We start from the raw sequence: 24,914 nt of genomic DNA, 5'->3' as shown, positions 1-24,914 counted from the left end.
ACCAGTTATTCCTTCACGTAGGGTTCGCCGGCGGCTGCCGGCCCGCGGGAGCGCCCCACCAGTCCAGCTACGGCGAAGATGGTCACGAGGTAAGGCATCATGGCCATGAACTGGCTTGGCACCGGAGTACCAATGATGGTCAAGATGACCTGCAAGTTATCGGCAAAGCCAAAGAGCAAGGCAGCCAGGAATGCACCAATAGGATTCCAACGGCCAAAGATGACTGCGGCCAATGCGATGAAGCCACGACCGCCGGAGATTTCCTTGGTGAAGGAGTCGATGGCGACCAAGGTGAAGAAGGAACCACCGATACCGGCCACGATGCCACCCAAGGTGACATTCCAGAAGCGGGTGCGGTTGACCTTGATACCCAGGGTGTCAGCGGCCTTCGGGTGTTCGCCCACGGCACGCACGCGCAAACCCCATTTGGTCTTGAACAAACCAAACCAAACGATGAAGACCGCAAGGTACATCAGGTAACCGATGACCGACTGCTTGAACAGAATTGGACCGATCACTGGGATCGCCGAAAGCAACGGAATTTCAATCACTGGAAGGTGAGCTGGCGAGTTGTACAACTCTGGATCTTCCTGCATCACGGTGGTGAATAGGAAGCCGGTGATACCGGAAACCAAAACGTTGAGCACAACGCCGACGATGATCTGGTTGACCAAGTATTTGATGGAGAACAGCGCAAGGATCAAGGAGACCAAGGCACCGGCAATACCGGCTGCGATCAGACCGGCAAAAGCATTTTTGGTCAGTGAGGAAACTAGCGCTGCGGTGAATGCACCACCCAGTAACTGACCTTCAATGGCAATGTTGACCACGCCGGCACGCTCACAGAGCACACCGGAGAGGGAACCGAAGACCAGTGGGACCGCCAGCACCACAGCACCGGCCAGCAGACTTGCCAGCGAGATGGTGGTGATATCGGCACCGGCAACAACCCAGATGAGGAAGGCTAGGACAAAGAGGATCGCTGCCAGAGCGATAATCCAGGTGGCTAGGGTCTTGCTCTTTTTGCGCTGCAACCATGAGTAGACCGCAGCAGCAATGAGCAGCAGACCAATAACAATGTTGCTGGCTTTTCCAGGGAAGACCAGCTCGGGAAGCTTAAACGCGTCGCCGGCACTGTTCAGCGCGAAGTGCGCGCTTTGGCTGTTGCCCATCAGACCGAAACAGAAGAAGACAATTACAGCGATCGCCGTCAGGATGATCGGGGTCTTCTTACTTGGCAATACGGTGATTGCCGGCTGCAAGGTGGAGGAGGTCACTTGGCACCTGCCTGGGTAGTTTCGAGCTTAGGGCTGCGCTTCTTCTTGCGGTTCATACCGAAGATCGCCTTGACCAGTGGTGGAGCGGCGATGAACAGAACGATCAGCGACTGCACCACCGAGACAATGTCGATCGGGGTACCGGTAGTGATCTGCATGTTCACCGCACCGGCCTGGAAAGCTCCAAAGAGCAGGCCAGCAAAGAAGGTGCCCCACGGGGTGGAACGGCCGAGTAACGCTACGGTAATCGCGTCGAAGCCGAGCGAACCGGCAATACCGTTGGTCAGTACCTTTTCGGTACCCGCCACCTGAGCCACACCAGCGGCACCGGCAAGGGCGCCGGCCAAAGCCATGGCAATGATGGTGCTGCGAGCAACGTTGATACCTGCGGTTTTTGCAGCCTCAGGGTTGTGGCCAACGGCGCGGAATTCAAAACCGATGGTGGAGCGCTTGAACATCCACGAAACCAGAATCACCAGTAGCACGGCCATGACAAAGCCCAAGTGCAGGCGTGAACCTGGAATGGCTGGGAAGGTCGCGGTGGTATCCAAGATCGGAGAAATTGGGTTGGTTTCGCCTGGACGACGGAATGCCTGAGTGTTCATCAGGTAATCGATCAGATACAGCGCAACGTAGTTGAACATGATCGTGAGGATCACTTCGTGGGCGCCGGTCTTGGCCTTAAGCAAACCAACGATGCCGCCCCAGATCGCACCGCCGATCAGTCCGAAGACGATCACCAGCAAGAGGTGCAGAACAACTGGAAGGTGCCAGGCAAAGCCAACGTAGCCGGCCAAAACCGAACCGATGATGATCTGACCCTGCGCGCCAATGTTAAACAGGCCAGCACGGAATGCCACTGCCACGCCGAGGCCGGCACAGATCAGTGGGGTGGAAACGGTGAGGGTTTCCAAGAACGGCTTGAAGCCCTGGGTGGAGTTGTAAACTGCTCCGTTGAACAGTGCCACGTAGCTTTCGGTGGCTGCACGCCAAACCTCAGCGAAGAAGTCGGCAGGCCGGGCGAAGAGGTATCCGGCGGTCTCGGCAACCTTCTGATCGGTCACGGCGATCAGCAGACCGCCGATCACTAGGGCGACAATCACGCCGAGGACTGAAACTAGTCCCGGTCCCTGGGTGATTTGTTTAAAGAGGTCGTTGCCCGGTTTGTCGGAGTCGGGAATGACCGGTGATTTTGTGTCGCTCACTGGCCTTCTCCTTCCTGGTTTTCGCTGCGCTCGCTAGTGGGTACTGCTTCCACGGGCTCATTATCTGACTTAGTGAATTCGGCTTGTTCTGCGGCTTCTTCGGCAGTAACTCCGGCCATCATCAAACCGAGCACTTCGCGAGAAGTATTGCCCGGGACAATTCCGTTGATCTTGCCCTTGTAAAGCACGGCAATGCGGTCAGCCAGCTCCATGACTTCGTCCAACTCGGTGGATACGATCATTACCGGGGTGCCCTTGTCGCGTTCGGCGACAATGCGGCGGTGCAGGAACTCGATGGATCCCACGTCCACGCCACGGGTTGGCTGGGAAGCAATAAATAGTTTCAGGTCGCGGCTGAGCTCACGCGCCATGACAACCTTTTGCTGGTTGCCACCAGAGAGGCTGGAGGCTGGGTTCAGCGCGTTGTCGGTGCGAACATCAAAGTCTTTGATCTGCTGGGTTGCGTTCTTCTTGATCGCATCCAAGTTCATCGAGATGCCCTTGCCAAAAGGTGCGCGGTCATAAAGATCTAGGACCAAGTTTTCTTCGATGGAGAACTGGGTGACAAGACCGTGGACCGAACGGTCTTCGGGAACAAAACCGACGCCTGCGCGCAGAACCTGCTTTACCGATTTGCCAACAAGTTCTTCACCGGCCAACTTCACCGAGCCGGCGGTCACCGCTTGGGTTCCCAAAATGGCTTCGGTCAGTTCAGTCTGTCCGTTGCCCTGCACACCGGCCACTGCCAGAATTTCACCTTCGTGGATATCGAAGGTTACTGCGTTCAAAGTGGTGGAGCCCGCCGGATCAATCACGGTGAGGTCTTTGACCTGCAAGACTGCCTCACCCGGGGTGGCAGCGGCCTTGTTCAGGTTCAGTTCCACGGAGCGGCCGACCATCAGGTTAGCCAGCTCGGTGGTGGAGGATTCTGGTGACACCGAATCGATGACTTCACCGCGACGGATCACGGTAATAACATCGGAAACGGCTCGCACTTCACGTAGCTTGTGCGAAATGAAAACGATGGACGTGCCATTAGCTTTGAGCTGGCGCATGATTTCCAGCAGCTCGTCGGTTTCCTGTGGGGTCAGCACCGCGGTTGGTTCATCAAGGATTAAGATCTTGGCCTCGCGTACCAATGCCTTGATGATCTCCACGCGCTGTTGAACGCCCACTGGCAAATCTTCAACGATGGCGTCCGGATCAACGTCAAAACCGTAGCGGTCTGAAATTTCGCGGATCTTCTTGCGTGTGACCTGCAGGTCTAGCACGCCGCCAGCTTTGGTGGTTTCTGAGCCGAGGGCAATATTTTCTGCCACGGTGAATACCGGCACGAGCATGAAGTGCTGGTGCACCATGCCAATACCGGCAGCCATGGCGTCGCCTGGGCCGGAGAACTCGACGGGGTTTCCATCAAGCAGGATTTCGCCCTCGGTCGGTTGGTATAGACCGTAGAGCACGTTCATAAGCGTGGATTTTCCAGCACCGTTTTCGCCGAGCAGACAGTGAATCTGGGCGTCATCAACCAAGAGGTCAATGTTCTTGTTGGCGTAGAAAGAACCGAAGGCTTTCGAGATTCCCCGTAGTTCGAGTTTCACGATTCCACCATCTTCATAGTTCGTTGTGCGAGGTAGTTGGCCGGTTTGGCCTCTAGGCATTCATAAAGCGCGTCACCGACTCGCCGAGTATCGGCAAGGGGTGACGCGCTATATGGATTAGATACCTAAGCCTACTTTGGGCTTGCTGCCGATTCGACCTTGAGGTCACCGGAGATGATCTGTGCCTTCAGGGCTTCGATCTCCTTCTTGGTGTCGTCCCCGATAGTCGAGTCGAAATCGTGGAACGGTGCCAGTGCGACACCTTCGTTTTCCAAGGTGCCTACGTATGGCTTGGAGTCGAATTTGTCTTCGGCGTCAGCCTTGATGACATCTTCAACAGCCTTGTCCATGGTCTTGACGACCGAGGTCAGCATGTAGTCCTTGTAGTCAGGTGCGGTCAAGTAGCCATCGGAGTCAACCCAGATGAGCTTGGTCTTGTCGCCACCCTTGTTAGCGTCAGCTACTGCAGCGCCAGCGCCCTTACCTACAGGACCGGCAACAGGCATGATCACGTCTGCACCAGCAGAGATGAAGTTCTTGGTGATCTGCTTGCCCTTATCCTGCTTTTCGAAGTCGCCGGAGAAGGTACCGTTCTGCTTCTTCTTGTCCCAGCCCAGCAGCTTGACGTTCTTGCCCTTGTCTTCGTTGAACTTGGCAACGCCATCAGCAAAGCCGTCCATGAAGATGGTGACGGTAGGGATCTGCATGCCACCGAAGGTAGCAACGGTGCCGGTCTCGGAAGCCGCAGCAGCAGCGTAGCCAGCTAGGTAAGCTGCCTGTGCCGTGTTGTAAATAATTGGCTTGACGTTCTTGATTGGCTTCTCGTACTGGTTATCGACGATAGCGAAGTGCGAGTCTGGGTTCTTTGCCGCAGCATCTGCGGTGGCATCTGCCAGCAAGAAGCCCACGGTGACAGTCAGGTCGCACTTGGCGCTCATCATGCCGTTGAGGTTGGTGGAGAAGTCAGCGTTGGACTTCGACTCGGCCTTCTTCACCTTGATGCCCAGGTCCTTTTCGGCCTGCATCAAACCACGGTAAGACGACTCGTTGAAGGACTGGTCATCGAATCCACCGGAGTCAGAAACGATACAACCGGTGTAGTCTGCGTTTGCGCCAGCTGAGCTGGACTCTTCCGGTGCAGCGCCGCAGGCGCTCAAAGCCAATGCCGAGATGCCGAGCATGGCTGCAGCCATACCGGTCTTGCGCGATACGAAGCGCATCTGTTCCTCCAAAGTTGGTGCGAGATCGTGTGGGAAAGTAGACACCAGCCACTCGTGCCGGTTAGCAGCATGCTAAGCCTCACGCGAGCGCCCCAAATGCCGTAGCATTCCCATCGTTTCCATAGCCTATCGGAGATATGTCACAGGTAAAGACGATAAAGATTACAAACATATAACTAAGTGGCTTCAAAACGGCAAGCGCTTAACGTCAACGCCCAAGTCACCAAAAGAATTCACTAACTGTCAAAGAGTTGTTAAAAAGTTTTGAACCGACTGTGACCAACGTACTACTTAGCGTTAGCCTCTCGGACGGCCTGCACGGCGGCCGCAGTCATGATACGCACGCCTACACCAATGCATGATTCATCAGGAACGTAGTCCCCCCGATGCAGGTCATAGGTTTTCCCGCCAGGAGTTCGAGTACCTAGGCGCAACATCGCGCCAGGAACCTTCTGAGTCATCCAAGCAAAATCTTCCCCGCCCATGGACTGCGGGGTCAGCTCAATAGCCTCAGCACCAAATTCTCGGCGCGCAGCTTCTTCAATCAGTGCGGTTTCCGCTGGGGTGTTAACTACCGGCGGAACACCACGGGTGTGCTGCAGCTTGATTTCCACGCCGTACGGCGCAGCTACCTGACGTACAGCGTTGTCCAACAGCTCGCCAGCTTCGTACCAAATGTCCCCGTCCAAGCAGCGCATGGTGCCGGCCAAGTAGCCGGTGGCAGGAATGGCGTTTGGCGCGCTGCCTGCGTGGATCTGCCCCCACACCACAGAAACAGCTGAACGCACGTCGACCTTGCGCCCCAGCACCGCGGGAACCTGGGTGGCGATCTGGCTCATAGCAAAAACGATGTCTTCGGTCAGATGCGGACGCGAGGTATGTCCGCCGCGGCCGTTAACCTCAATACGAATGGTGTCGCTGGCCGAAGTGATGGCACCGATACGGGTGCCAATGTGGCCAGCATCGATCCTCGGGTCACAGTGCAAGGCAAGCACACGAGGAACTTCGTCAAGCAATCCTTGTTCAATCACCGACAAGGCACCGCCAGGAAGTTTCTCCTCGGCTGGCTGGAAGATCACTCGGACACGTCCGTTGAGCAATCCTTGGTCGTTCAGCTTGCCCAGCGACAGGGCAACGCCGAGCATTACGGTGGTGTGAATGTCGTGCCCGCACGCGTGGGCTACTCCCTCAATGAGCGAAGCGTAGTCAAGATTGGTTTCTTCAACCACGGGTAGCGCATCAATATCTGCGCGGAAGGCAATTCGGATTGGACCCTCGCCGATGTCGACAAAAGCTCCCGTTGCTTCCATTTTTTGCGGGTTGAGCCCGGCAGCGCTCAGCGCTTCAATGATCCGGGCTGTTGTTTGGTGCTCCGCGAACGACAGCTCCGGGTTCCGATGCAATTCACGCCGAAAGTCGATCAGCTGATCGTTTATCGGCACGGTGAAGGTGGCGACGGAGGCAACATTGTCATATTCATTCACGGTGGACACCATTCGAACATACTCGTCCAACAGCCGCAGATAACATTTCTTCGTAATGTTTGGCCACAACGCGAAACAGTTTAGGCATAAGAAAAGGTGGCGCCCACCGGTTTCCCGCTGGACGCCACCTTGAATCGTGAGACTAGCTTTCGCGAATTAGTTCCGCGCAGCGCTCACCGATCATCATCACTGTGATGTTCGGATTCACGGTCACTAACTCGGGCATGACCGAAGCATCTGCGACGCGTAGGCCGGTAACACCCTTAACCTTCAGCTGCGGATCAAGCGGGCTGAGTTCATCATCGGTGGCACCCATCCGCACGGTGCCAGCTGGGTGGTACACGGTGTTGTGGGTGCGCTTGATGTAGTCGAAGATTTCCTCATCGCTCTGTGCAGCCTTGCCCGGGAACTGTTCTTCCCCGGCCCACTGCCCCATGGCCGACTGCTCAACGATTTCACGGGCCTTACGGATACCGGCAATCATCACCCTGGCATCATGACCCTGCTCATCGGTGAAGTACCGCGGATCCACCTTCGGCTTGTCACGGAAGTCGCAGCTGCGCAGACGCACCGTGCCACGAGACTTCGCGTGAGTGACGTTCGGGGTCAGGCAGAAGGTGTTGTCCCCGGTGGGGTAGCCCTGACGCAGGGTGTGCATATCAAATGGAACCGAACCGTAGTGCATCATCAAATCCGGACGATCCAGACCTTCTTCGGTTGGGGTGAAAATACCAATCTCCCACCACTGGGTGGAGGTTTCAGGCATCGGCTTTTTCGCTTCCCACTGAATGACGCCTTCAGGGTGATCCTGTAGGTGCTCACCCACGCCCGGTGCGTCAACCAATACCTCAACACCCACGGACTTCAGATGCTCGGCCGGGCCAATACCCGAGAGCATCAACAGCTTAGGCGAATCGATGGCGCCGGCGCTCAGCACCACTTCACGGCGGGCCGTCAAGGTGACAGTGCGACCAAAAGCTCCGTTGGCTACGTCCACGCCGGTGCACTTTTTGTCCTGATCAAAGTTCAGCTTCTTGGCCTGCAACCCGGTGAGCACCGTGAAGTTTTTGCGCTCCAAGATGGGGTGGATGTACGAGACCGAGGAGGAAGAACGGGTTCCGTCAGTACGTCGGTTGATCTGGAAGAAGTTCGCTCCGTTGAGCACCGTCTGGTTGTTGTTGAACTTTGCCCGGGGAATCCCGGCCTGTTCACAGGCGTCAAGCAAAGCCACACCGCAAGGGTCATTGGCGGGAACGTTCATCAGCTTCACCGGACCACTGTCACCATGGTGTGGTGCGTCGGGGCCAGCGTCCTCGTTGGTTTCCAGCTGCTTGTAAAGCCGGTAGGCCATGGCAGAATTCCAGCCGGTAGCCCCGTGCTTGCTCTCCCACTCATCGATGTCTTCGCGTGGTGCCCAGAAGGCAATGCACGAGTTGTGGCTCGAACAGCCACCCATCACCTTGGCGCGAGCGTGGCGCATAAAGGAGTTGCCGTTTTCCTGTTCCTCGATCGGGTAATCCCAGTCCAGACCAGATTCTAAAAGCTCCATCCAGCGATCTAGCTGCAACACTTCGTCGTAGCTACGATCATCGGGGCCAGCTTCAACGAGGGCCACTTCTACGTTGGGGTCCTCGCTCAAACGCGCTGCTACTGCCGAGCCGGCCGAGCCGCCACCAATGACGATGTAGTCAAATTCCTGCTTCATTTGGGATGCTCCTTACTTAAACCAACCGGTGACCTGTGGTGCCAGGTTCTGGTAAATATGTTTTGCTTCCTGGTACTCGCCCAGGCCGGTCGGGCCGAGCTCGCGGCCTACACCGGACTGGCCAAAGCCGCCCCACTCTGCCTGTGGCAGGTATGGGTGGAAATCGTTGATCCAAATGGTGCCGTGACGCAGCCGTGCGGCGATGCGCTGGGTCTTTGAAGCATCCTGGCTCCACACCGCACCGGCTAGACCGTAGTCGGTGTCATTGGCGATCTGCACTGCTTCGTCTTCGGTGCTGAAGGTTTCCACGGTCACTACCGGACCGAAGGCTTCATCAACCACCACGGACATGCCGCGCTGAACCTGATCCAGAATGGTCGGCAGGTAGAAGCTGCCTGCTTCTAGTCCTGCGCCGTCCTCGGCCGTAGCACGGCGTCCACCACAGCGCACCCGCACACCTTCGGCGATGCCGGCCTGCACGTAGGCTTCCACCTTGGCCAGGTGGTCCTCGGAAATCAGTGCACCGGTTTCAGCTTCTTCATCAAAGGGTCCACCAAGCTTGATGTTTTTGGTGCGGCGCACCAGCTCATCAACAAACTTTTCGGCGATCGACTCTTCAACCACCAGTCGAGCTCCGGCGGAGCAAACCTGGCCGGAGTGCACAAATGCTGCGTTCAACGCGTTGTCAACGGCGGCATCAAAATCGGCGTCGGCAAAAATGACATTCGGGTTTTTGCCACCCAGTTCCAGTGCCACCTTCTTCACCGTGCCCGCTGCGGCTGCAGCCACCTTGCGACCGGTAACCAGACCGCCGGTGAAAGAGACCAGATCTACATCATGGTGCTCGGAGAGGATCGCCCCGGCCTGTGCACCGGTACCGGTGACCAGGTTGGCCACACCCTTGGGCAGGCCCAGCTCGTCGAGGATTTCCATCATCAAGATCGCGGTGGACGGGCTCAGCTCGGCTGGCTTGAGCACAAAGGAGCAGCCTGCGGCGATGGCCGGCGCAATTTTCCAGGCGGCCTGAAGCAGCGGATAGTTCCATGGGGTGATCATCGCGGCCACACCGACTGGTTCGTAGGTGATGCGGCTGAGGATATTGGCATCCCCGGCATCTACCAGACGTCCGGCGTCGTTTCCGGCGAGCTTGCCGAAGTAGCGGAAGCTGTTGGTGATGTCGTCCATGTCAATTTCGGATTCGACTAGGCGCTTGCCGGTATCCAGGGTTTCGGCCAGCGCAAATTCGTCCTTGCGTTCAACCAAACGATCGGCGACCTTCAGTAGGAAGTCTCCACGTTCACCGGCCGGGACCTGGGACCAGATGCCTGAGTCAAAGGAAGCGCGAGCGGCAGCGATGGCGCGTTCGGAGTCCTCTTGGGCAGCCTCGGAGACCGTGGCTACCTCAATACCGTTGGCCGGGCACTTGATGGTGCGGGTAGCACCACTGGCGGCCGCCTGGAATTCACCGTTGATAAATAGGGTGGCGCCACTGTGTAGGCGCGGATTTTCATTGCGTGGAAAACTCATGCTTCCTCTTTCGGTGTCGTTTCAAAATCTGATTCCCAGTGGGTTTTGGATGCCCCACTGGCGTTGATCTGGCTCGGGGCGGCAAGTTCGGTCTGCGCTTCGAGGAACACCAGGTGCGCTTCGTACTGATCAAGCACATCGCAGATCAGTTGCTCCTTGGTCAGACCCATCAGGTCATAACCGTGGCTGCCTTCCTGGGAGAAAACTTCGACGCGGAAGTAATCGTTTTTGCCCGAGGAAACTCGCGCGAAGCTTGGCACCTGCAGCTGCACCGGATAGATCTGGTACTTAAACGGACGTTCTTCTCCGTTGGCGACCACCAGATCCAGCGAATCCAATCCCAGGTGCTCCACCTGTTCGATTTCCAGGCTGACCTTGGCCCCACGAACGGTGAATTCCTCGCTGACTTCCTGCAGGGCAGGCAACGCGGTCTCATTCAGGAACCGGGTAGTTGAACGCCGGCCCGGGTAGGTCATTGCGCGGGTCATGCGCTGCTTCCAATTGCGTCGATCCGAATTTGATCCCATGCGGCTGGTGAGCACCTTGTGCATGTTGTTCTGGTAGCTATCCGCCAGTGCAGTTTCCATGCGCAGGGACTTAAAGAGCCCCAGCATGATCAACACCAAAACAAAGGAGAAGGGCAATCCCATAATCACCGTGGCGCCCTGCAAGGTGGGCACCCCGTCAACAAAGAGCATGCCCAAGGTCAGCAGGCCGGTGGCCAACGACCAGAACAGTCGTACCGGTTTGGAGCCGTCGGCCTGTGGGTCTTTGAGGTGCGAGGTGAAGTTGGCCATCACCAGCGCACCAGAGTCGGCACTGGTGACGTAGAACAGCAGACCGGTGAAGGTTGCGATCGCCGCGGTCACCGGGGCAAAAGGCATCTGTTCCAGCAGCGAGTAGAACGCACGCTCTGGGGTATTCATCGCCACCTCTCCAAAGGCGGTATTGCCCGAGCGGACCAGTTCCAGTGCGCTATTGCCGAAGATCGAGATCCACAGCAGAATGAACGCAAAAGGAATCACCAGCACGGCGATGACAAACTGGCGGATGGTGCGCCCGCGCGAAATACGTGCCAGGAACAGTCCCACAAATGGAGCCCAAGCGATCCACCAAGCCCAGAAGAATAACGTCCAACCGTTCAGCCATTCATCTGGACGGTCATAGGCGAAGGTATCCAACGCCATGGAGGGGAACATGGCGATGCTGTCGCCGATGTTGTTCACGATGCCGTCGAACAGGTACGCGGTGGAACCGGTGATCAGTACAAAGAGCATCAGCGCAATGCACAGCACCACGTTCAGCTCGGAGAGCCGGCGGATGCCCTTTTCCACACCGGTCAGTACCGAGACGGTGGCCATAATGACCGCAATGACGATCAGGATGATCTGCCACGAGCGGTTCTCCGGGATGCCGAACATAAAGTTCAGCCCGTAGTTCAGCTGCGCCACACCAATGCCCAGGGAGGTGGCGATACCAAAGATGGTGCCGAGCATGGCGGCGATATCCACGGTGTGCCCGATCCAGCCCTCGGTGCGCTTACCTAAAATCGGGTACAGCGCCGAGCGGATGGATAGTGGAAGGTTGTGCCGGTAGGCGAAGTAGCCCAGCGCCAGGCCGATCAGTGCGTACAGCCCCCAGCCGAGCAGGCCGTAGTGGAATAGCGTCCAGGCCATCGCCTGTCGTGCCGCTTCTACGGTCGAGCCTTCAATGGCCGGCGGCGCCAGATATTGGGTGACCGGTTCGGAGACCGAGAAGAACATCAAATCGATGCCGATGCCGGCGGCAAATAGCATGGCCGCCCAGGTGAACATGTTGAAGGTGGGACGCGAATGATCCGGCCCCAGGCGGGTCTTGCCCACCTTGGAAATTGCGATACCCACAACAAAAACGAGTACCGAGACCACAATCAGGGTGTAGTACCAGCCGAAGTTTTTGCCGATCCAGTTCACCGTGGTGGTAATTACGGCGCTTGCTGATTCGCGGTCGATCATCGCCCACAGGGCAATGGCCAGCACCAGTAGTGCCGAGCCGTAAAACACCACCTTGTTGATTCTTGTTTTTTCCGCTGGCGGTGGCGAACCAGGCGGAGAATTGCTTTCGGACTTGGACAACTCATCGTTCATCTTGGCCGTAGTCATGTCTTCCAACCTATCAACGCGCCCACGGTTTTGGCGGCCATTTTGGCTTTACCTCTACAGACCGCCACATAAAACGTGAGGTCAGGTCGGCATATTAAATCCTAGTTGGGAGATAATTCATAATTGCGTCAAAAATGACAAAGCCGAGACATACAACGGTTTTTGTTGTACATCTCGGCTTGGCCCAACAGTGTTTTTTGCCAGCGCGTGCGCTCTAGAGCACCTCGGTGGCTCCGTCAGCCTTTAGAGCCTCCACGGTCTGCTTGACCTTCTGCGCGTGCTCCTTGGTGGTGACCAACAACGCGTCGGCGGTATCAACGACCACCACGTCTTCGATGCCGACCAGCGCGATGACCCGCGGACGATCCGAGTAGACCACGCCGGTAGCGTTATCGGCATACACGCGGACCTGCTTGTCTCCGAGGTTAATGATGCCCTCTTCGGCACTGGCCTTGTTCAAGCGGCCGATCGCGGCGAAGTCTCCCACGTCGTCCCAGTTAAAGACGCCGGGGATCACTGCCACATCTCCTGCGGCGGCTGCGGGTTCGGCTACCGCATAGTCGATGGCGATCTTTGGCAGATCGGGCCAGACTTCACGCATGACCTCGTCGCGTGCCTCGGTTTCCCAGGCATCTGCGATTTTCATTAGTCCGGCGTGCAGCGCAGGTTCATTGGCTTCAAGGTGCTCAAGCATCAGGCTCACCGGGGCGACAAACATGCCTGCGTTCCAGAAGAATCCGCCCGAGGCTAGATACTTGCGTGCGGTGTCCTCGTCCGGCTTCTCCACAAACTCCACCACACCACGAGCGGTGGGCGCGTTAGGGATATCCAGTAGCTGCCCGGTGCGGATGTAACCGAAGGCGGTGGATGGATGAGTCGGATGGATACCGATGGTCACGATCTTGCCGGTGGCCGCGGTATGAATGGCTTCGCTCAAAGCCTCTTGGAACACCTGCACCGGCTCAATGACCTGGTCGGCGGCAAAGGAACCCATGATGATGTTCGGATCGCGGCGGTACAAGATGGCTGCGGCCAGCCCGATCGCTGCCGCGGAGTCGCGCGGCTCTGGCTCAAGCACCAGATCCTCGTCGCACAGTTCCGGCAACTGGCTGACTACCGCTCCACGGTGGGCACGACCGGTGACCACCATAATGCGTTCACCGGCCAGCGGGACCAGGCGGTCATAGGTGGCACGAATCAGCGTCGATCCGGAGCCTGTCAGATCGTGCAAAAACTTGGGAGCCGAAGCCCTGGACAGCGGCCACAATCGGGTACCAACACCGCCGGCGGGGATCACGCCGTGGAATCTGGCTAATAGGTCTGCATTCACGCATTCCAGACTAATTCATCCGGTGGATAATTCCGTCCATTGACATCTTTCATTGCGCGGAAATACGAACGGTAAGTATGCGGTAATAAGCCCGAAATATCAGCCACTGGGCGCTTTTTTCGTGCTATTCGGTGAACATGCTCACAGGAACTCGACACGAAATAGATTGCAGTGTGCCATGTGCTTTAGACTCGCACAAGGAACGCTCGCACAAGTGCGTCAAATCTCATTGTGTGCAATATACACATGCGCCGTTGCGAGCCTTGGAGGTTAAGTTCAGTGTCGAAGACTTCGTCAGGCACCCTTTACCGCGGCCATGAAGGCATGTGGTCCTGGGTGGGACACCGAGTCACCGGTGTCGCTATTTTTCTTTATTTGCTGGTGCACGTACTCGACACGGCAATGGTCCGCGTTGATGCTAACGCCTACAACGCCATCATCAGCACCTACCAGACTCCGTGGATGGCTTTTGGTGAAGTCGGTCTGGTTGCAGCAATCCTTTTCCACGCATTCAACGGTCTGCGTCTGATCCTGGTGGACTTCTGGAAGCAGGGTACCAAGTACCAGCGCCAGATGCTCTGGGGTGTTTTGATCCTCTGGGTTATCGTCTTCGCAGCTTTCGCAATCCGTCACCTGTCGATCGCTTTGGGAGGCCACTAAGCCATGAGCGTTTCTATTCCTGCTCCCCGCAGCCAGCGCATTGATCCTAAGTACAAGCGCGGACCGAAGTCGCACGGCAGCTTCGAGAAGCTGGCATGGCTGTTCATGCGCCTCTCCGGCGTAGTACTGATCGTGTTGATCTTCGGCCACCTGTTCACCAACCTCATGGTCGGCGAAGGCATTTCCGGCATCGGCTTCGGCTTTGTTGCTGGCAAGTGGGCTTCACCGCTGTGGCAGTTCTGGGACTTGGCACTGCTGTGGCTAGCCATGCTGCACGGCGCCAACGGAGTGCGCACCGTCATCAACGACTACGCAGAAAAGCACGCAACCCGCGCTTGGCTCAAGGGCATTCTGTACGTCGCAACAATCTTCATCATCGTGCTGGGCTCCCTGGTGATCTTCACCTTCGATCCTTGTGTCACTGGTAGCCAGCTACAGCAGTGCCTGTAACTCCTCGTTTCAGCCGATAGCAAGATAGATTTTTAGAAAAGAGAGCATCAAGAATGCAGGTACATAAGTACGACGTAGTCATCGTCGGTGCCGGTGGTGCAGGTATGCGCGCAGCGATCGAATCCGGTCAGCGTGCACGCACCGCAGTGCTAACCAAGCTTTACCCAACCCGCTCGCACACCGGTGCAGCCCAGGGTGGTATGTGTGCAGCACTTGCCAACGTCGAAGAAGACAACTGGGAATGGCACACCTTCGACACCGTTAAGGGTGGCGACTACCTGGTTGATCAGGACGCAGCAGAGGTTATGGCTAAGGAAGCCATCGACGCCGTGCTCGACCTGGAAAAGATGGGCTTGCCCTTCAACCGAACCCCAGAAGGCAAGATTGACCAGCGTCGCTTCGGTGGCCACACTCGCGACCACGGCAAAGCCGCCGTGCGCCGCGCTTGCTACGCAGCAGACCGCACCGGTCACATGATTCTGCAGACCCTGTACCAAAACTGCGTCAAGCACAACGTTGAGTTCTACAACGAGTTCTACGTACTTGACCTGTTGACCGTTGAAGAAGATGCTTACCGCGAGGACGGCACCGCCTACAAGCAGAAGCGTGTTGCTGGCGTTGTCTCCTACGACCTGGCTACCGGCGAACTGCACGTGTTCCAGGCAAAGTCGATCATCTTCGCAACCGGTGGTGCCGGCAAGGTCTTCAAGACCACCTCCAACGCACACACCCTGACCGGTGACGGCATGGGCATTGCCTTCCGTAAGGGTCTTCCACTGGAAGACATGGAGTTTGTTCAGTTCCACCCAACCGGCTTGGCCGGCCTGGGCATCCTGCTCTCCGAAGCTGCTCGTGGCGAAGGCGCAATCCTGCGTAACTCCGACGGTGAGCGCTTCATGGAGCGCTACGCTCCAACCATCAAGGACTTGGCACCACGAGACATCGTGGCTCGTTCGATGGCTAACGAAGTGCGCGAAGGCCGCGGTTGTGGTCCTAACAAGGACTACGTCCTTCTGGATTTGACCCACCTGGAACCAGCACACATCGATGCCAAGCTTCCGGACATCACCGAGTTCGCTCGTACCTACCTGGGTGTGGAACCATACACCGAGCCAGTACCAGTGTTCCCAACCGCCCACTACGTCATGGGTGGCATGCCAACCAACATCGACGCAGAGGTACTGCAGGACAACAACACCGTTGTTCCAGGCCTGTACGCTGCCGGTGAGGTTGCTTGTGTATCGGTGCACGGATCGAACCGTCTGGGCACCAACTCGCTGTTGGACATCAACGTCTTTGGTAAGCGCGCCGGCATCTCGGCCGCTGAGTACGCCAAGACCGCTGAATTTGTTGAACTGCCTGAAAACCCAGAGGTATTTGTTACCGAGCAGCTCTCGGCCCTGTTGGATTCCAACGGCACCGAGCGCGTTTCGGAATTGCGCACCATCTTGCAGGAGACCATGGACGCTAACGTCCAGGTATTCCGCGATGAGAACACCCTGAAGGAAGCCCGTGGCGTTGTTGAAGAACTGCGCACCCGCTACAAGAACATCGGCATCCAGGATAAGGGCAAGCGCTTTAACCTGGATCTGCTCGAAGCTGTAGAACTCGGCTTCCTGCTGGACTTGGCCGAGGTTATGATCGTCGCTGCCCTTCACCGCAAGGAATCCCGCGGCGGTCACTACCGCGAAGACTTCCCGAACCGTGATGATGAGAACTTCATGAAGCACTCGATGTCCTTCCGCGATGCCGACGCTATCACCGAAGACATCCGGGGTATCCGCATGGAAACCAAGCCGGTCATCTTTACCCGTTACCAGCCAATGGAGCGTAAGTACTAATGAGCACCGAACTGCCAGAACCCCCATCAAAAATTGAGCTGAAGCCTGGTGTTGGTGGCGGCGGAGAAATCCCTAGCTTCGACATCACCCTGCGCGTTCGCCGCTTCCTTCCAGAAGCCACCGCGGATGCTTACTGGGAAGACTTCAAGCTGACCATGTACGGCACCGACCGTGTGCTCGATGCCCTGCACAAGGTCAAGTGGGAGCACGACGGCTCGCTGTCCTTCCGCCGCTCCTGCGCGCACGGTGTGTGTGGCTCCGACGCGATGCGCATCAACGGCCGTAACCGCCTGGCCTGCAAGACCCTGCTCAAGGACCTTGACACCTCCAAGCCGATCACCGTTGAAGCCATCAAGGGCCTGCCCCTTGAAAAGGACCTCATCGTCGACATGGAACCGTTCTTCCAGTCCTACCGCGAGATCATGCCATTCTTGATCTCCAAGGGCCACGAACCAACCAAGGAACGCTACCAGTCCGCTGAGGACCACGCGAAGTTCGATGACACCACCAAGTGCATCCTGTGCGCCGCGTGCACCAGCTCCTGCCCAGTGTTCTGGACCGACGGTCAGTACTTCGGCCCAGCTGCGATCGTGAACGCACACCGCTTCATCTTCGACTCCCGCGATGATGCAGGCGACATGCGTCTGGAAATCCTGAACGACAAGGAAGGCGTGTGGCGTTGCCGCACCACCTTCAACTGCTCCGAAGCATGCCCACGTGGCATCCAGGTAACCAAGGCTATCGCCGAGGTTAAGCAGGCAATTCTCTCGCGCACCGTCTAAGGACGCGCCAAGAGGCCCGAACCATTGATGGTTCGGGCCTTTTTGCACCCCTTCAACTCCTGCGCGTGTCGTGGCATGATGGGCAGTACTCGCCCTTTCCCAATGCACCACAACGCGCAGGAGCAAAACATGGCCAGTGAACCAACATCGACAACCCAGGCAGGCATCCCGGCAGCCAGCGACCGCAACTCGCTGACCGTGGGCCCCAACGGGCCGATCGTGCTGCACGACCACCACCTGATCGAGACCCTGCAGCATTTCAACCGGATGAACGTGCCCGAACGCCGTCCGCACGCCAAGGGCGCCGGAGCCTTCGGAGAGTTCGAAACCACCGAAGATATCTCGGCGTACACCAAGGCGGCGCTGTTCCAGCCCGGGGTGAAAACCGAAGCACTGATGCGCTTCTCCACCGTCGCCGGCGAGCTGGGCTCACCGGACACCTGGCGCGATGTGCGCGGCTTCGCGATGAAGTTCTACACCACCGAAGGCAATTTCGATCTGGTCGGCAACAATACCCCGGTCTTCTTTGTCCGTGACCCGATGAAGTTCCCGCACTTCATCCGCTCGCAGAAGCGGCTTCCCGATTCCGGGTTGCGCGATGGCACAATGCAGTGGGACTTCTGGACGCAGAACCCCGAATCCGCCCACCAGGTCACCTACATCATGGGCCAGCGCGGCTTGCCCAAGACCTGGCGCGAGATGAACGGCTACGGCTCGCACACCTACATGTGGGTCAACGCAGCCGGCGAGAAGTTCTGGGTCAAGTACCACTTCCTGAACAAGCAGTCCGAGAAGTTCGAGACCATGAGCGGGGCACAGGCCGAGGAACTGGCCGGGGCCGACGCCGATTTCCACCGCCGCGACCTCTTTGATGCGATCGCCAACGGTCAATTCCCCAAGTGGGATCTGTACGTGCAGATCATGGAGTACGAACAGGCCAAAACCTACCGGATCAACCCTTTCGACCTGACCAAGGTCTGGCCTAAAAAGGACTTCCCACGCATCAAAGTGGGCACCATGACGCTGAACCGCAACCCGGAGAACTTCTTCGCGCAGATCGAACAGGCGGCCTTCTCCCCCGGCAATATGGTCCCTGGCATGGGCGTCAGCCCGGATAAGATGCTGCTGGGACGCACCTTCGCCTACGCGGACGCGCAGCGTTATCGCATCGGCACCAATTTCCAACAGCTGCCGGTGAACAAGCCGCAGTGCCCGGTGCACTCCTATAACTTTGAGGGCAACATGACCTACGAGCACACCGGGGATCGCACGGTGTACGCTCCAAACTCCTTCGGCGACTCGTGGAGCGATGAAACCGGGCCGGTGGACAACGGGTTTGAATCCGACGGGGATCTTCTGCGTGCGGCCTACACACTGCGCGAAGACGACGACGATTTCTCCCAGCCGGGCATCCTGGTGCGTGAGGTCTTCAGCGAGTCCCAACGCGCCGAACTGGTCACCACCGTGACCGGCGCACTGGCCGGTGTTAAGGAGCCGGTATTATCCAACGCCATCGAGTACTGGAAAAATATCGATGCCGACACCGGCGCCAAGATCGAAGCTAACGTGCGCGCCAAGTAGTGGCATGAGAAAACGCCAGCGAAGGCTGGCGTTTTTTCATGTCCTTAGGCATCCAGGGAAATTTCCTCGCTCAAATTCCACGTTGCACCCCGGGTGTCAAAAAGCTGCACCGTGGTGACCTCGAAGCTCAGCTCGACATCCTGCAAGGCAGCCTGCGCAGCGTCCAAATCAGCGGCCGGCACATTCTGTGCGATCGTCAGGTGCGGGTGATAGGCAAAGTCAGACTCGTGGCGCAATTGATCACCCAAAAGCGCTCGATGCAAGTCCCAGCACTCATCCGCGCCGGATTCCAATGGTAAAAACACCACTTCGCTGGCCGGGCGGAAGGTCCGCGCCGAGCCTAGGCTCAGCGTGAATGGCGATACTCCACCGGCCACCTGACGCACCTGCTCGGCGGCCTGCTCCCATGAATGCAGGTACGAGCCCGAGACCAAGGTGATATGTGGGGCGATGACCTCGGTCGCCGCTCCCCCGAATTCCCGGCGCCAGGCACGTAAAGTCTCCCGGTGCGGTTGTGGCACCGGGATCACTACGCCCAGGGTGTAAACCATCTGATTCCTAGATACCCAACGGCGGCAGGAAGCCGACCTTCTGGTATACGTCGGCCACGGTCTTCGAGGCGACTTCGCGGGCCTTGGTGGCACCGGCGAGCAGCAGGCGATCAAGCTCCGCAGGATCATCAAGCAGCTCTAGGGTGCGGGTGCGGACCGGGGTCAGCGCTTCCACCACGGCCTCGGCCACGGCCATCTTGAGGTGACCGTACATCTTGCCCTCAAACTCGTTGACCAGTTCCGGAACGTGCTTGCCGGTCACGGCGGCCAGGATATCAAGCAGGTTGGATACCCCAGGCTTTTCGGCCTTGTCATAAGCCACCACGGACCCGGCATCGGTGACCGCGGACTTGATGCGCTTGGCGATCAGCTTCGGTTCGTCGAGCACGTTGATCAGGCCAGCGGGCGACTCAGCCGACTTGGACATCTTGGACGTCGGGTTCTGTAGGTCATAAATGCGTGCGCCCTCTTTGGGAATGAAGGCCTCGGGCACGGTGAAGGTCTCACCAAATCGGTGGTTAAAGCGCTTGGCCAAGTCGCGAGCCAGTTCCACGTGCTGACGCTGGTCATCACCCACCGGCACACCCTGTGGCTGGTAGAGCAAAATGTCCGCCGCCATCAGGATCGGGTAGGTGAACAGGCCCACGCTGGCGGCATCCGCGCCACCCTTGGCTGACTTGTCCTTAAACTGGGTCATCCGGCTGGCTTCGCCGAAGCCGGTGATGCAATTGAGCACCCAGGCCAGCTGTGCGTGCTCGGGCACCTGGGACTGGACAAACAAGGTGGACTTGTCCAGGTCAATGCCGCCAGCGATGTACTGGGCAGCGGTCACCCGGGTGCGAGTGCGCATCGCTTGTGGATCCTGCGGCGTGGTGATCGCGTGCATGTCCGGAATGAAGAAAAACGCCTCGTACTCGTCCTGGGCCTTAACCCAGTTGACCAGTGCGCCCAAGTAGTTGCCTAGGTGCAGCGAATCGGCCGATGGCTGCATGCCCGAGAGGACGCGAGAACGGTTGGTGTTCATTGTGGTTCCTTAGAACTGGTAGTCGACGACCAGCGGTGAGTGGTCGGAGAAGCGCAAATCGTAGGCCGAGGCACGGTCTACGTGGGACTTGATGGCCTTGTCGGCAAGGGCGGGGGTGGCCATATGGTAGTCGATACGCCAACCTGCGTCGTTGTCGAAGGCCTGCCCACGGAAGGACCACCAGGTGTACGGTCCCTGCACGTCGCCGGCCAGCTCGCGCGCCACGTCCTTGTAGCCCGTCTCACCGAAGAAGCCGTCAAAGTAGGCGATCTCCTCGTCCATCACACCGGCGCGCTTATTATGGTTCGGCTTCCAGTTTTTGATGTCCTTTTCGGTGTGCACGACGTTCAGATCGCCCACCACCAGAACATGGTCCTTCTCATTTTTCAGCTCGACTAGGCGCACGTTCATGCGCTGCAAAAAGCGGTACTTATCTTCCTGCTTTTGCGTGCCCAGTTCGCCGGAGTGCACATAGGCGGAGACGACGGTGAAGATCTCGCCGTTGACCTCGAAGTCTGCTTCGACCCAACGGCCGGATTCTGCGAAGTACTCCTCGCCGATGTTTTCGCGCACGGCAACCGGTTGAAGGCGCGAGAGTACAGCCACGCCAGCGCGGCCCTTGTCCTTGGCTTCGGCGTGCAAAATGTGCCAGCCCTCGCCGATCAGATCGCGCAGGACTTGATCCGGTGCGCGGACTTCCTGCAGGCACAGGATGTCCACGTCGCGGGCGGCAATCCAGTCGGCCATATTGCGCTTATAGGCGGCGCGAATGCCGTTGACGTTGACCGACGCAACGCGCAAAGCGCCGGCGTCCTTGCTCAGAATTTCCACGCTGGTAGGTATCACCTCTCCAGCTTACAAAATTCTGCGACCAATTACGCGCTGATCACCTCTGAGCCGAAAGAGAAAGGGCAACGCGTGCGCGTTGCCCTTTGGTCCTAGTCGATTATTTCGCCGTCCATCGGCTTGGCCGGCTTGATCATGTCCCGCGCATTGGCGGCGGTCATCTGGATTGTCTCCAGTGCCCGATCGATCATCGCCTCGGACTCCGGGCCGTTGGCCGCACGCTGTTCGGAGACCACGCGGGCCTGGACCTGGACGATCTTGAACGAGTGGTCCAGCTTCATATCGCGCTGGCTGGTGGACTCATCAACCACCACGGTGCCTGGCTGGGCGCGCGGGGTAGCCGCCGCTGTGGCTTCGCGCAGCGAGTTGTTGATCTTGTCCGCGCCTCGCTTGAGGCCGAACATCATGAATGCGGCCAGCAGCAGCCAACCGGCGGAGATGACGACAACGAACCAGCCGACGATCTCATTGGAGTTGGCAGCGAAGACCACTGCCACCAGAAGGACGATGACCATGACGGACATTGCCAAAGTTGATGCGCTCAGGGTGACTTTCCTGCCCTGCTTCGCGCTGCTGCCTAGAGGTTCCATAGCACCAATTCTCGCACCACCTGCCCACCGCAAGCCAATTGGCGGCCCGCGCTTTCGCCCACAGCGTGGCTAGCCGAGCAAGCTGTGCAGATCCTGCCCGGAAAGGCTCGCGCGAATCAGCAAGTATCCGCCGATGCCCACCACCCAGCCAAGGGTTTCCTGGGCGTAGGCCGAGGCTTTGGCCCCCATCTTCTGCATCCAGGCTTCGATGCGCGGGCCGGCGAGCGCACGGGCGCCAACCAGCACCAACGCCGGGACGGTCATCACCAAGCAGTAGCCGATCAGCGCAAGCAGCTGCAAACCGGTGCCCCAGCCGGCGCCCTGCATGACGCCTACGGCGGCCAGGTAGGGAAGCATCGTGGGAAGTTCCAAGAGGCCGGCGAACAGGGCCAGGGCAATCAGCCCGGTGCGGGTATCCAGCGCAGTTCCCAAACGGCTGCGCAAGCGCCGCGGCACCTGGCCGGTTGCGTCCGCCGGGCTCGGTGCCGGTCCTTCAAGTGCCGCGCCGCTATGCGCGATGGCTTTCTTCCGTGCGCTGGCTTCCTTCTGCGCATCGGTGCGGTAGGTGAGCGCCCAGATGATCATCAGCGCCCCGACCGCCATTCCGGCCAGCCGGAAGAACCGGTACTGGAAGATGCCGGGATCGATGAGCAGCAACCCGCTGCGCAGCAGCACCCCGACGATCCAGTAGAATCCGGCGATCACCAGCAGGTAGGCCAGGACCTTGGCAATGGCTTCGCGGCACCCCCTGAGCAGCAGCCACAGCGGAATGACCAGGGTGCCGATGCTGGTCGAGTCGATCAGCGCCAGGATGAGAAGGGATAGTTCGGGATTGCTCGTCATGATGTCCATGGTTTCCACTGTTCCGCGGCCTGCCGATTCGCGGTATCGGCCAGTGGGCTGCGCTTTCTCCTCCTTAAGGGGGATACCGGCGGGCAGCCAGTTCGGGGATGCTGGAAGCATGAACTTCATTCGGCGGATGGGCAGCGGAGACAAGGAACCCGAGGTCGTCGGCACCTATCTGGTGCTCACCGCCATCTTGCATCTTTCGGGACTGGCCAATCCCCCATGGTTCGCGATCCGCGGATACGAATGGATCGTCCTGCTGCTCATCGGCTTGGCCGCCGTGCTGGTCCGTCGCCGTTTTCTCGTAGCCAGCTCCGTGGCCATGCTGCTCGCCGGCGCCGGCCTGCTGGCCGTGGGCAGCATCGGCGGATACTTCCTGGTCTTCGAGTGCGTCTTCGGGCTGTTCCTGCTCGGTTCGGTCCGCACGCGAACGGTGGCACTGGCGCTGCTGTGCCTGGCCGCCATCTCGCTGGCCATCGCCACCTGGCTAGGCACCCGGAATCCGCAGGAAGTGGTGCTGGCCCTGCTCATGGCCGGCTTCATCCTCTTCACCCCGATGCTCTGGGCGGAGAATGTGCGCACCGCGAAGGAACTGGCCCGGGCAGAAGCCCAGCGGGCAGAGGCTGTGCAGTCGGCGGCCGATGCCCGCGAAGACCAGCTGGTCGCCGAGCACGACTTTTCTCGCGTCCAGGAGCGCACCGCGTTGGCCCGCGAGATGCATGACGTGCTCTCGGCCCGGTTCTCGTCGATCGCCCTGCTTTCCGGCGCCCTGCTTCCGGCCGCACCCCCGGCTGCGCGGGCACCGTTGCAGAGCATCCGCGATGAGTCGGTTTCCGGCTTGGAGGACATGGCCGCAATGGTGCGGATGCTGCATGCCGGCGGCCCTGCGCTGCAGGCGCGGATCGAGGACCTGCCCGAGCTGGTGGCCGGATTCGGCAGCCCGGTGCGCTGGGAGTACCGGGTGGCGCATCCGCAGCGCTTCGGCCCGGCGGTGCATACCGCCGCGCACCGCACGGTCTGCGAGCTGCTGGTCAACCACGCCAAGCATGCCCCGGGCACTACCCTGGAACTTAGCGTGATCCAGGAGAAGGGCCTGGCGATCACGGCGAGCAACGGGCTGCGCCAGGACGCCGGCCGCGCCCCCGGAGCGGGGACCGGCCTGGAGAATATCCGAACCCGAGTCGCCGCGCTCGATGGGCGGTTCGAGGTGCGCACCGGCCCGGATTTCGAGGTGCGCGTGGAATTCCCCGGACCAATTGAAGCAATGGAGAAGCCGTGAAAGTCCTGATCGTCGATGACCATGCCACCGTGCGCATGGGGATCCGGCTGGTGCTGCAGGCCGCGGAAGACCTGGAAGTCGTGGGCGAAGCGGCCGACGGGCGATCGGCCATTTCCATGGCCCGTGCCCTGTCCCCCGACGTCATCCTGATGGACCTGCGCATGCCGGTGCTCGATGGCATCGAGGCCACCAAGGCGCTGCATGGCAGCTGCCGCGTCGTGGTGCTCACGACCTTCGATGACGACCAGTACCTTTTTGGCGCGCTGCAGGCCGGGGCGCACGGGTTCCTGCTCAAGAGCGCCGAACCGCAGGCGATCATCATGGGCGTGCGTGCCGCCGGCCGCGGCGAATCGGTGCTGGATCCGCAGGTGACTGCGCGGATTCTGGCCCGGGCGCTGGCGCCGGAGCCCGGCACCGCGAAGCTGCCTGATGGCTTGACCGGCAGGGAACGCGAGGTGCTCGACGGGTTGGCCGAAGGGCTGAGCAACCCGCAATTGGCGCAGCGGCTGGGCATCGGGCAGAGCACCGTGAAGACGCATGTCTCCCAGGTGCTGGCCAAACTCGGAGTCTCGACCCGGCTGCAGGCGGCGAAGATCGCCTACGCGGCTACCAGCTCACCAGGCAGAACGGGTGGTCCTGCGGATCCAGGTACACCCTGAAGGTCTTGGACCCTTCGCCGGTCCAGCGCGCGCCAAGGTGCAGCACCTGCTGCTCGGCCAGGTCCAGATCCTTGACCTTCACGTCGATATGGGCCTGCTGCGGGTGGATGTGCCCGGGCCATTGCGGCGCAACATAGGGGCTGACCGCTTGGAAGGCGAGCGCCGGGCGGTCCGGGGCATCGCCGATCGACACCCAGTCGGGCTCATTGTCGATCCTCACCATGCCTAAGAGCTGTTCGTAGAATTCGGCCAGTGCATCGGGGTCTTCGCAGTCGATGACCATGGCCTGCCATGTGCCAATCATGGCCCCATTATGCG

At 59.1% G+C, this 24,914-nt stretch carries 22 protein-coding genes; 7 read left to right on the top strand and 15 right to left on the bottom strand.

Translation table 11 applies throughout. From position 1 onward, the window contains the following. Nucleotides 1-5: 5 nt before the first annotated feature. From ACT3RW_RS03560 to ACT3RW_RS03520, 9 genes are all read right to left on the bottom strand, one after another. The gene (locus ACT3RW_RS03560) at nucleotides 6-1,277 is read right to left on the bottom strand and encodes an ABC transporter permease (RefSeq protein WP_131090202.1); all 1,272 of its coding nucleotides are present in this window, start codon (nucleotides 1,275-1,277) and stop codon (nucleotides 6-8) included. Next, a complete protein-coding gene (locus tag ACT3RW_RS03555; protein ID WP_315973719.1) occupies nucleotides 1,274-2,482 on the bottom strand; it encodes an ABC transporter permease in 1,209 nt (402 codons plus the stop codon). Before ACT3RW_RS03555 ends, ACT3RW_RS03560 begins: the two co-directional genes overlap by 4 nt. Beyond that, entirely contained in the window at nucleotides 2,479-4,080 is a 1,602-nt protein-coding gene (locus ACT3RW_RS03550) for an ABC transporter ATP-binding protein (protein WP_131090204.1), read from the bottom strand. Before ACT3RW_RS03550 ends, ACT3RW_RS03555 begins: the two co-directional genes overlap by 4 nt. 131 nt (nucleotides 4,081-4,211) lie before the next feature. Continuing rightward, nucleotides 4,212-5,300 carry a BMP family lipoprotein gene (locus ACT3RW_RS03545; RefSeq protein WP_444614607.1) on the bottom strand — a complete coding sequence of 363 codons (1,089 nt, stop codon included), beginning with the start codon at nucleotides 5,298-5,300 and terminating at the stop codon, nucleotides 4,212-4,214. Between the two features lie 287 nt (nucleotides 5,301-5,587). Then, nucleotides 5,588-6,796, bottom strand: coding sequence for an amidohydrolase (locus ACT3RW_RS03540; RefSeq protein ID WP_444612842.1), 1,209 nt, complete (start codon nucleotides 6,794-6,796; stop codon nucleotides 5,588-5,590). Between the two features lie 130 nt (nucleotides 6,797-6,926). Further along, nucleotides 6,927-8,489 (bottom strand): GMC family oxidoreductase, encoded by a 1,563-nt coding sequence (locus ACT3RW_RS03535; protein ID WP_444612841.1) that lies wholly within the window; start codon nucleotides 8,487-8,489, stop codon nucleotides 6,927-6,929. Between the two features lie 12 nt (nucleotides 8,490-8,501). Further along, nucleotides 8,502-10,016 carry an aldehyde dehydrogenase family protein gene (locus tag ACT3RW_RS03530; protein ID WP_262198227.1) on the bottom strand — a complete coding sequence of 505 codons (1,515 nt, stop codon included), beginning with the start codon at nucleotides 10,014-10,016 and terminating at the stop codon, nucleotides 8,502-8,504. After that, nucleotides 10,013-12,157 carry a choline BCCT transporter BetT gene (gene betT, locus ACT3RW_RS03525; protein ID WP_131090209.1) on the bottom strand — a complete coding sequence of 715 codons (2,145 nt, stop codon included), beginning with the start codon at nucleotides 12,155-12,157 and terminating at the stop codon, nucleotides 10,013-10,015. The genes ACT3RW_RS03530 and betT overlap by 4 nt, the downstream gene beginning before the upstream one ends. Nucleotides 12,158-12,371: 214 nt before the next feature. Next, nucleotides 12,372-13,487 carry a mannose-1-phosphate guanylyltransferase gene (locus ACT3RW_RS03520; protein ID WP_131090210.1) on the bottom strand — a complete coding sequence of 372 codons (1,116 nt, stop codon included), beginning with the start codon at nucleotides 13,485-13,487 and terminating at the stop codon, nucleotides 12,372-12,374. Nucleotides 13,488-13,766: 279 nt separating this feature from the next. Here ACT3RW_RS03520 and sdhC point away from each other — a divergent pair, with 279 nt between their 5' ends. The 5 genes from sdhC to ACT3RW_RS03495 all read left to right on the top strand — a co-directional run bounded on the left by sdhC (nucleotide 13,767) and on the right by ACT3RW_RS03495 (nucleotide 18,801). Continuing rightward, the gene (gene sdhC, locus ACT3RW_RS03515) at nucleotides 13,767-14,147 is read left to right on the top strand and encodes a succinate dehydrogenase, cytochrome b556 subunit (protein WP_131090211.1); all 381 of its coding nucleotides are present in this window, start codon (nucleotides 13,767-13,769) and stop codon (nucleotides 14,145-14,147) included. A gap of 3 nt (nucleotides 14,148-14,150) precedes the next feature. Continuing rightward, nucleotides 14,151-14,597, top strand: a complete 447-nt coding sequence (locus ACT3RW_RS03510; protein WP_131090212.1) for a succinate dehydrogenase hydrophobic membrane anchor subunit — start codon at nucleotides 14,151-14,153, stop codon at nucleotides 14,595-14,597. Between the two features lie 53 nt (nucleotides 14,598-14,650). Next, the gene (gene sdhA / locus ACT3RW_RS03505; RefSeq protein WP_131090213.1) at nucleotides 14,651-16,438 is read left to right on the top strand and encodes a succinate dehydrogenase flavoprotein subunit; all 1,788 of its coding nucleotides are present in this window, start codon (nucleotides 14,651-14,653) and stop codon (nucleotides 16,436-16,438) included. Next, nucleotides 16,438-17,220 carry a succinate dehydrogenase iron-sulfur subunit gene (locus ACT3RW_RS03500; RefSeq protein WP_131090214.1) on the top strand — a complete coding sequence of 261 codons (783 nt, stop codon included), beginning with the start codon at nucleotides 16,438-16,440 and terminating at the stop codon, nucleotides 17,218-17,220. The genes sdhA and ACT3RW_RS03500 overlap by 1 nt, the downstream gene beginning before the upstream one ends. A 129-nt stretch (nucleotides 17,221-17,349) precedes the next feature. Then, entirely contained in the window at nucleotides 17,350-18,801 is a 1,452-nt protein-coding gene (locus tag ACT3RW_RS03495; RefSeq protein WP_444614606.1) for a catalase, read from the top strand. 44 nt (nucleotides 18,802-18,845) lie between these two features. Here ACT3RW_RS03495 and ACT3RW_RS03490 read toward each other — a convergent pair whose 3' ends face one another. The 5 genes from ACT3RW_RS03490 to ACT3RW_RS03470 form a co-directional block, all read right to left on the bottom strand. Then, nucleotides 18,846-19,352 carry a 2'-5' RNA ligase family protein gene (locus ACT3RW_RS03490; protein ID WP_444612840.1) on the bottom strand — a complete coding sequence of 169 codons (507 nt, stop codon included), beginning with the start codon at nucleotides 19,350-19,352 and terminating at the stop codon, nucleotides 18,846-18,848. Between the two features lie 7 nt (nucleotides 19,353-19,359). Continuing rightward, nucleotides 19,360-20,376 carry a tryptophan--tRNA ligase gene (trpS, locus tag ACT3RW_RS03485; protein WP_444612839.1) on the bottom strand — a complete coding sequence of 339 codons (1,017 nt, stop codon included), beginning with the start codon at nucleotides 20,374-20,376 and terminating at the stop codon, nucleotides 19,360-19,362. Between the two features lie 9 nt (nucleotides 20,377-20,385). After that, nucleotides 20,386-21,222, bottom strand: a complete 837-nt coding sequence (locus ACT3RW_RS03480; RefSeq protein WP_444612838.1) for an exodeoxyribonuclease III — start codon at nucleotides 21,220-21,222, stop codon at nucleotides 20,386-20,388. Nucleotides 21,223-21,314: 92 nt separating this feature from the next. Beyond that, nucleotides 21,315-21,812, bottom strand: a complete 498-nt coding sequence (locus ACT3RW_RS03475; RefSeq protein WP_444612837.1) for a hypothetical protein — start codon at nucleotides 21,810-21,812, stop codon at nucleotides 21,315-21,317. Nucleotides 21,813-21,881: 69 nt separating this feature from the next. Then, on the bottom strand, nucleotides 21,882-22,664 hold the full coding sequence (locus tag ACT3RW_RS03470; protein WP_444612836.1) for a GAP family protein: 783 nt from the start codon (nucleotides 22,662-22,664) through the stop codon (nucleotides 21,882-21,884). A 109-nt stretch (nucleotides 22,665-22,773) separates the two neighbouring features. Here ACT3RW_RS03470 and ACT3RW_RS03465 point away from each other — a divergent pair, with 109 nt between their 5' ends. Continuing rightward, the gene (locus ACT3RW_RS03465; RefSeq protein WP_444612835.1) at nucleotides 22,774-23,937 is read left to right on the top strand and encodes a sensor histidine kinase; all 1,164 of its coding nucleotides are present in this window, start codon (nucleotides 22,774-22,776) and stop codon (nucleotides 23,935-23,937) included. Continuing rightward, nucleotides 23,934-24,596, top strand: coding sequence for a response regulator (locus tag ACT3RW_RS03460; protein WP_444612834.1), 663 nt, complete (start codon nucleotides 23,934-23,936; stop codon nucleotides 24,594-24,596). Before ACT3RW_RS03465 ends, ACT3RW_RS03460 begins: the two co-directional genes overlap by 4 nt. Here ACT3RW_RS03460 and ACT3RW_RS03455 read toward each other — a convergent pair. Beyond that, complete coding sequence (locus tag ACT3RW_RS03455; protein WP_444612833.1) at nucleotides 24,544-24,900, bottom strand: VOC family protein; 357 nt, start codon at nucleotides 24,898-24,900, stop codon at nucleotides 24,544-24,546. The two genes, ACT3RW_RS03460 and ACT3RW_RS03455, sit on opposite strands and share 53 nt — an antisense overlap. Between the last annotated feature and the right edge of the window lie 14 nt (nucleotides 24,901-24,914).

Origin of the sequence: Glutamicibacter sp. AOP5-A2-18 (assembly GCF_052446055.1) — a bacterium.
Classification (GTDB): Bacteria; Actinomycetota; Actinomycetes; order Actinomycetales; family Micrococcaceae; genus Glutamicibacter.
This window is presented reverse-complemented; position numbering and strand designations above follow the sequence as displayed.

Coding starts and splice junctions, on each gene's coding strand:
- trpS (WP_444612839.1), bottom strand. CDS start 20,376: ATGAACACCAACCGTTCTCGCGTCCTCTCGGGCATGCAGCCATCGGCC.
- betT (WP_131090209.1), bottom strand. CDS start 12,157: ATGACTACGGCCAAGATGAACGATGAGTTGTCCAAGTCCGAAAGCAAT.
- sdhA (WP_131090213.1), top strand. CDS start 14,651: ATGCAGGTACATAAGTACGACGTAGTCATCGTCGGTGCCGGTGGTGCA.
- ACT3RW_RS03510 (WP_131090212.1), top strand. CDS start 14,151: ATGAGCGTTTCTATTCCTGCTCCCCGCAGCCAGCGCATTGATCCTAAG.
- ACT3RW_RS03475 (WP_444612837.1), bottom strand. CDS start 21,812: ATGGAACCTCTAGGCAGCAGCGCGAAGCAGGGCAGGAAAGTCACCCTG.
- ACT3RW_RS03455 (WP_444612833.1), bottom strand. CDS start 24,900: ATGATTGGCACATGGCAGGCCATGGTCATCGACTGCGAAGACCCCGAT.
- ACT3RW_RS03465 (WP_444612835.1), top strand. CDS start 22,774: ATGAACTTCATTCGGCGGATGGGCAGCGGAGACAAGGAACCCGAGGTC.
- ACT3RW_RS03495 (WP_444614606.1), top strand. CDS start 17,350: ATGGCCAGTGAACCAACATCGACAACCCAGGCAGGCATCCCGGCAGCC.
- ACT3RW_RS03540 (WP_444612842.1), bottom strand. CDS start 6,796: ATGGTGTCCACCGTGAATGAATATGACAATGTTGCCTCCGTCGCCACC.
- ACT3RW_RS03490 (WP_444612840.1), bottom strand. CDS start 19,352: ATGGTTTACACCCTGGGCGTAGTGATCCCGGTGCCACAACCGCACCGG.
- ACT3RW_RS03530 (WP_262198227.1), bottom strand. CDS start 10,016: ATGAGTTTTCCACGCAATGAAAATCCGCGCCTACACAGTGGCGCCACC.
- ACT3RW_RS03545 (WP_444614607.1), bottom strand. CDS start 5,300: ATGCGCTTCGTATCGCGCAAGACCGGTATGGCTGCAGCCATGCTCGGC.
- ACT3RW_RS03470 (WP_444612836.1), bottom strand. CDS start 22,664: ATGGACATCATGACGAGCAATCCCGAACTATCCCTTCTCATCCTGGCG.
- ACT3RW_RS03500 (WP_131090214.1), top strand. CDS start 16,438: ATGAGCACCGAACTGCCAGAACCCCCATCAAAAATTGAGCTGAAGCCT.
- ACT3RW_RS03535 (WP_444612841.1), bottom strand. CDS start 8,489: ATGAAGCAGGAATTTGACTACATCGTCATTGGTGGCGGCTCGGCCGGC.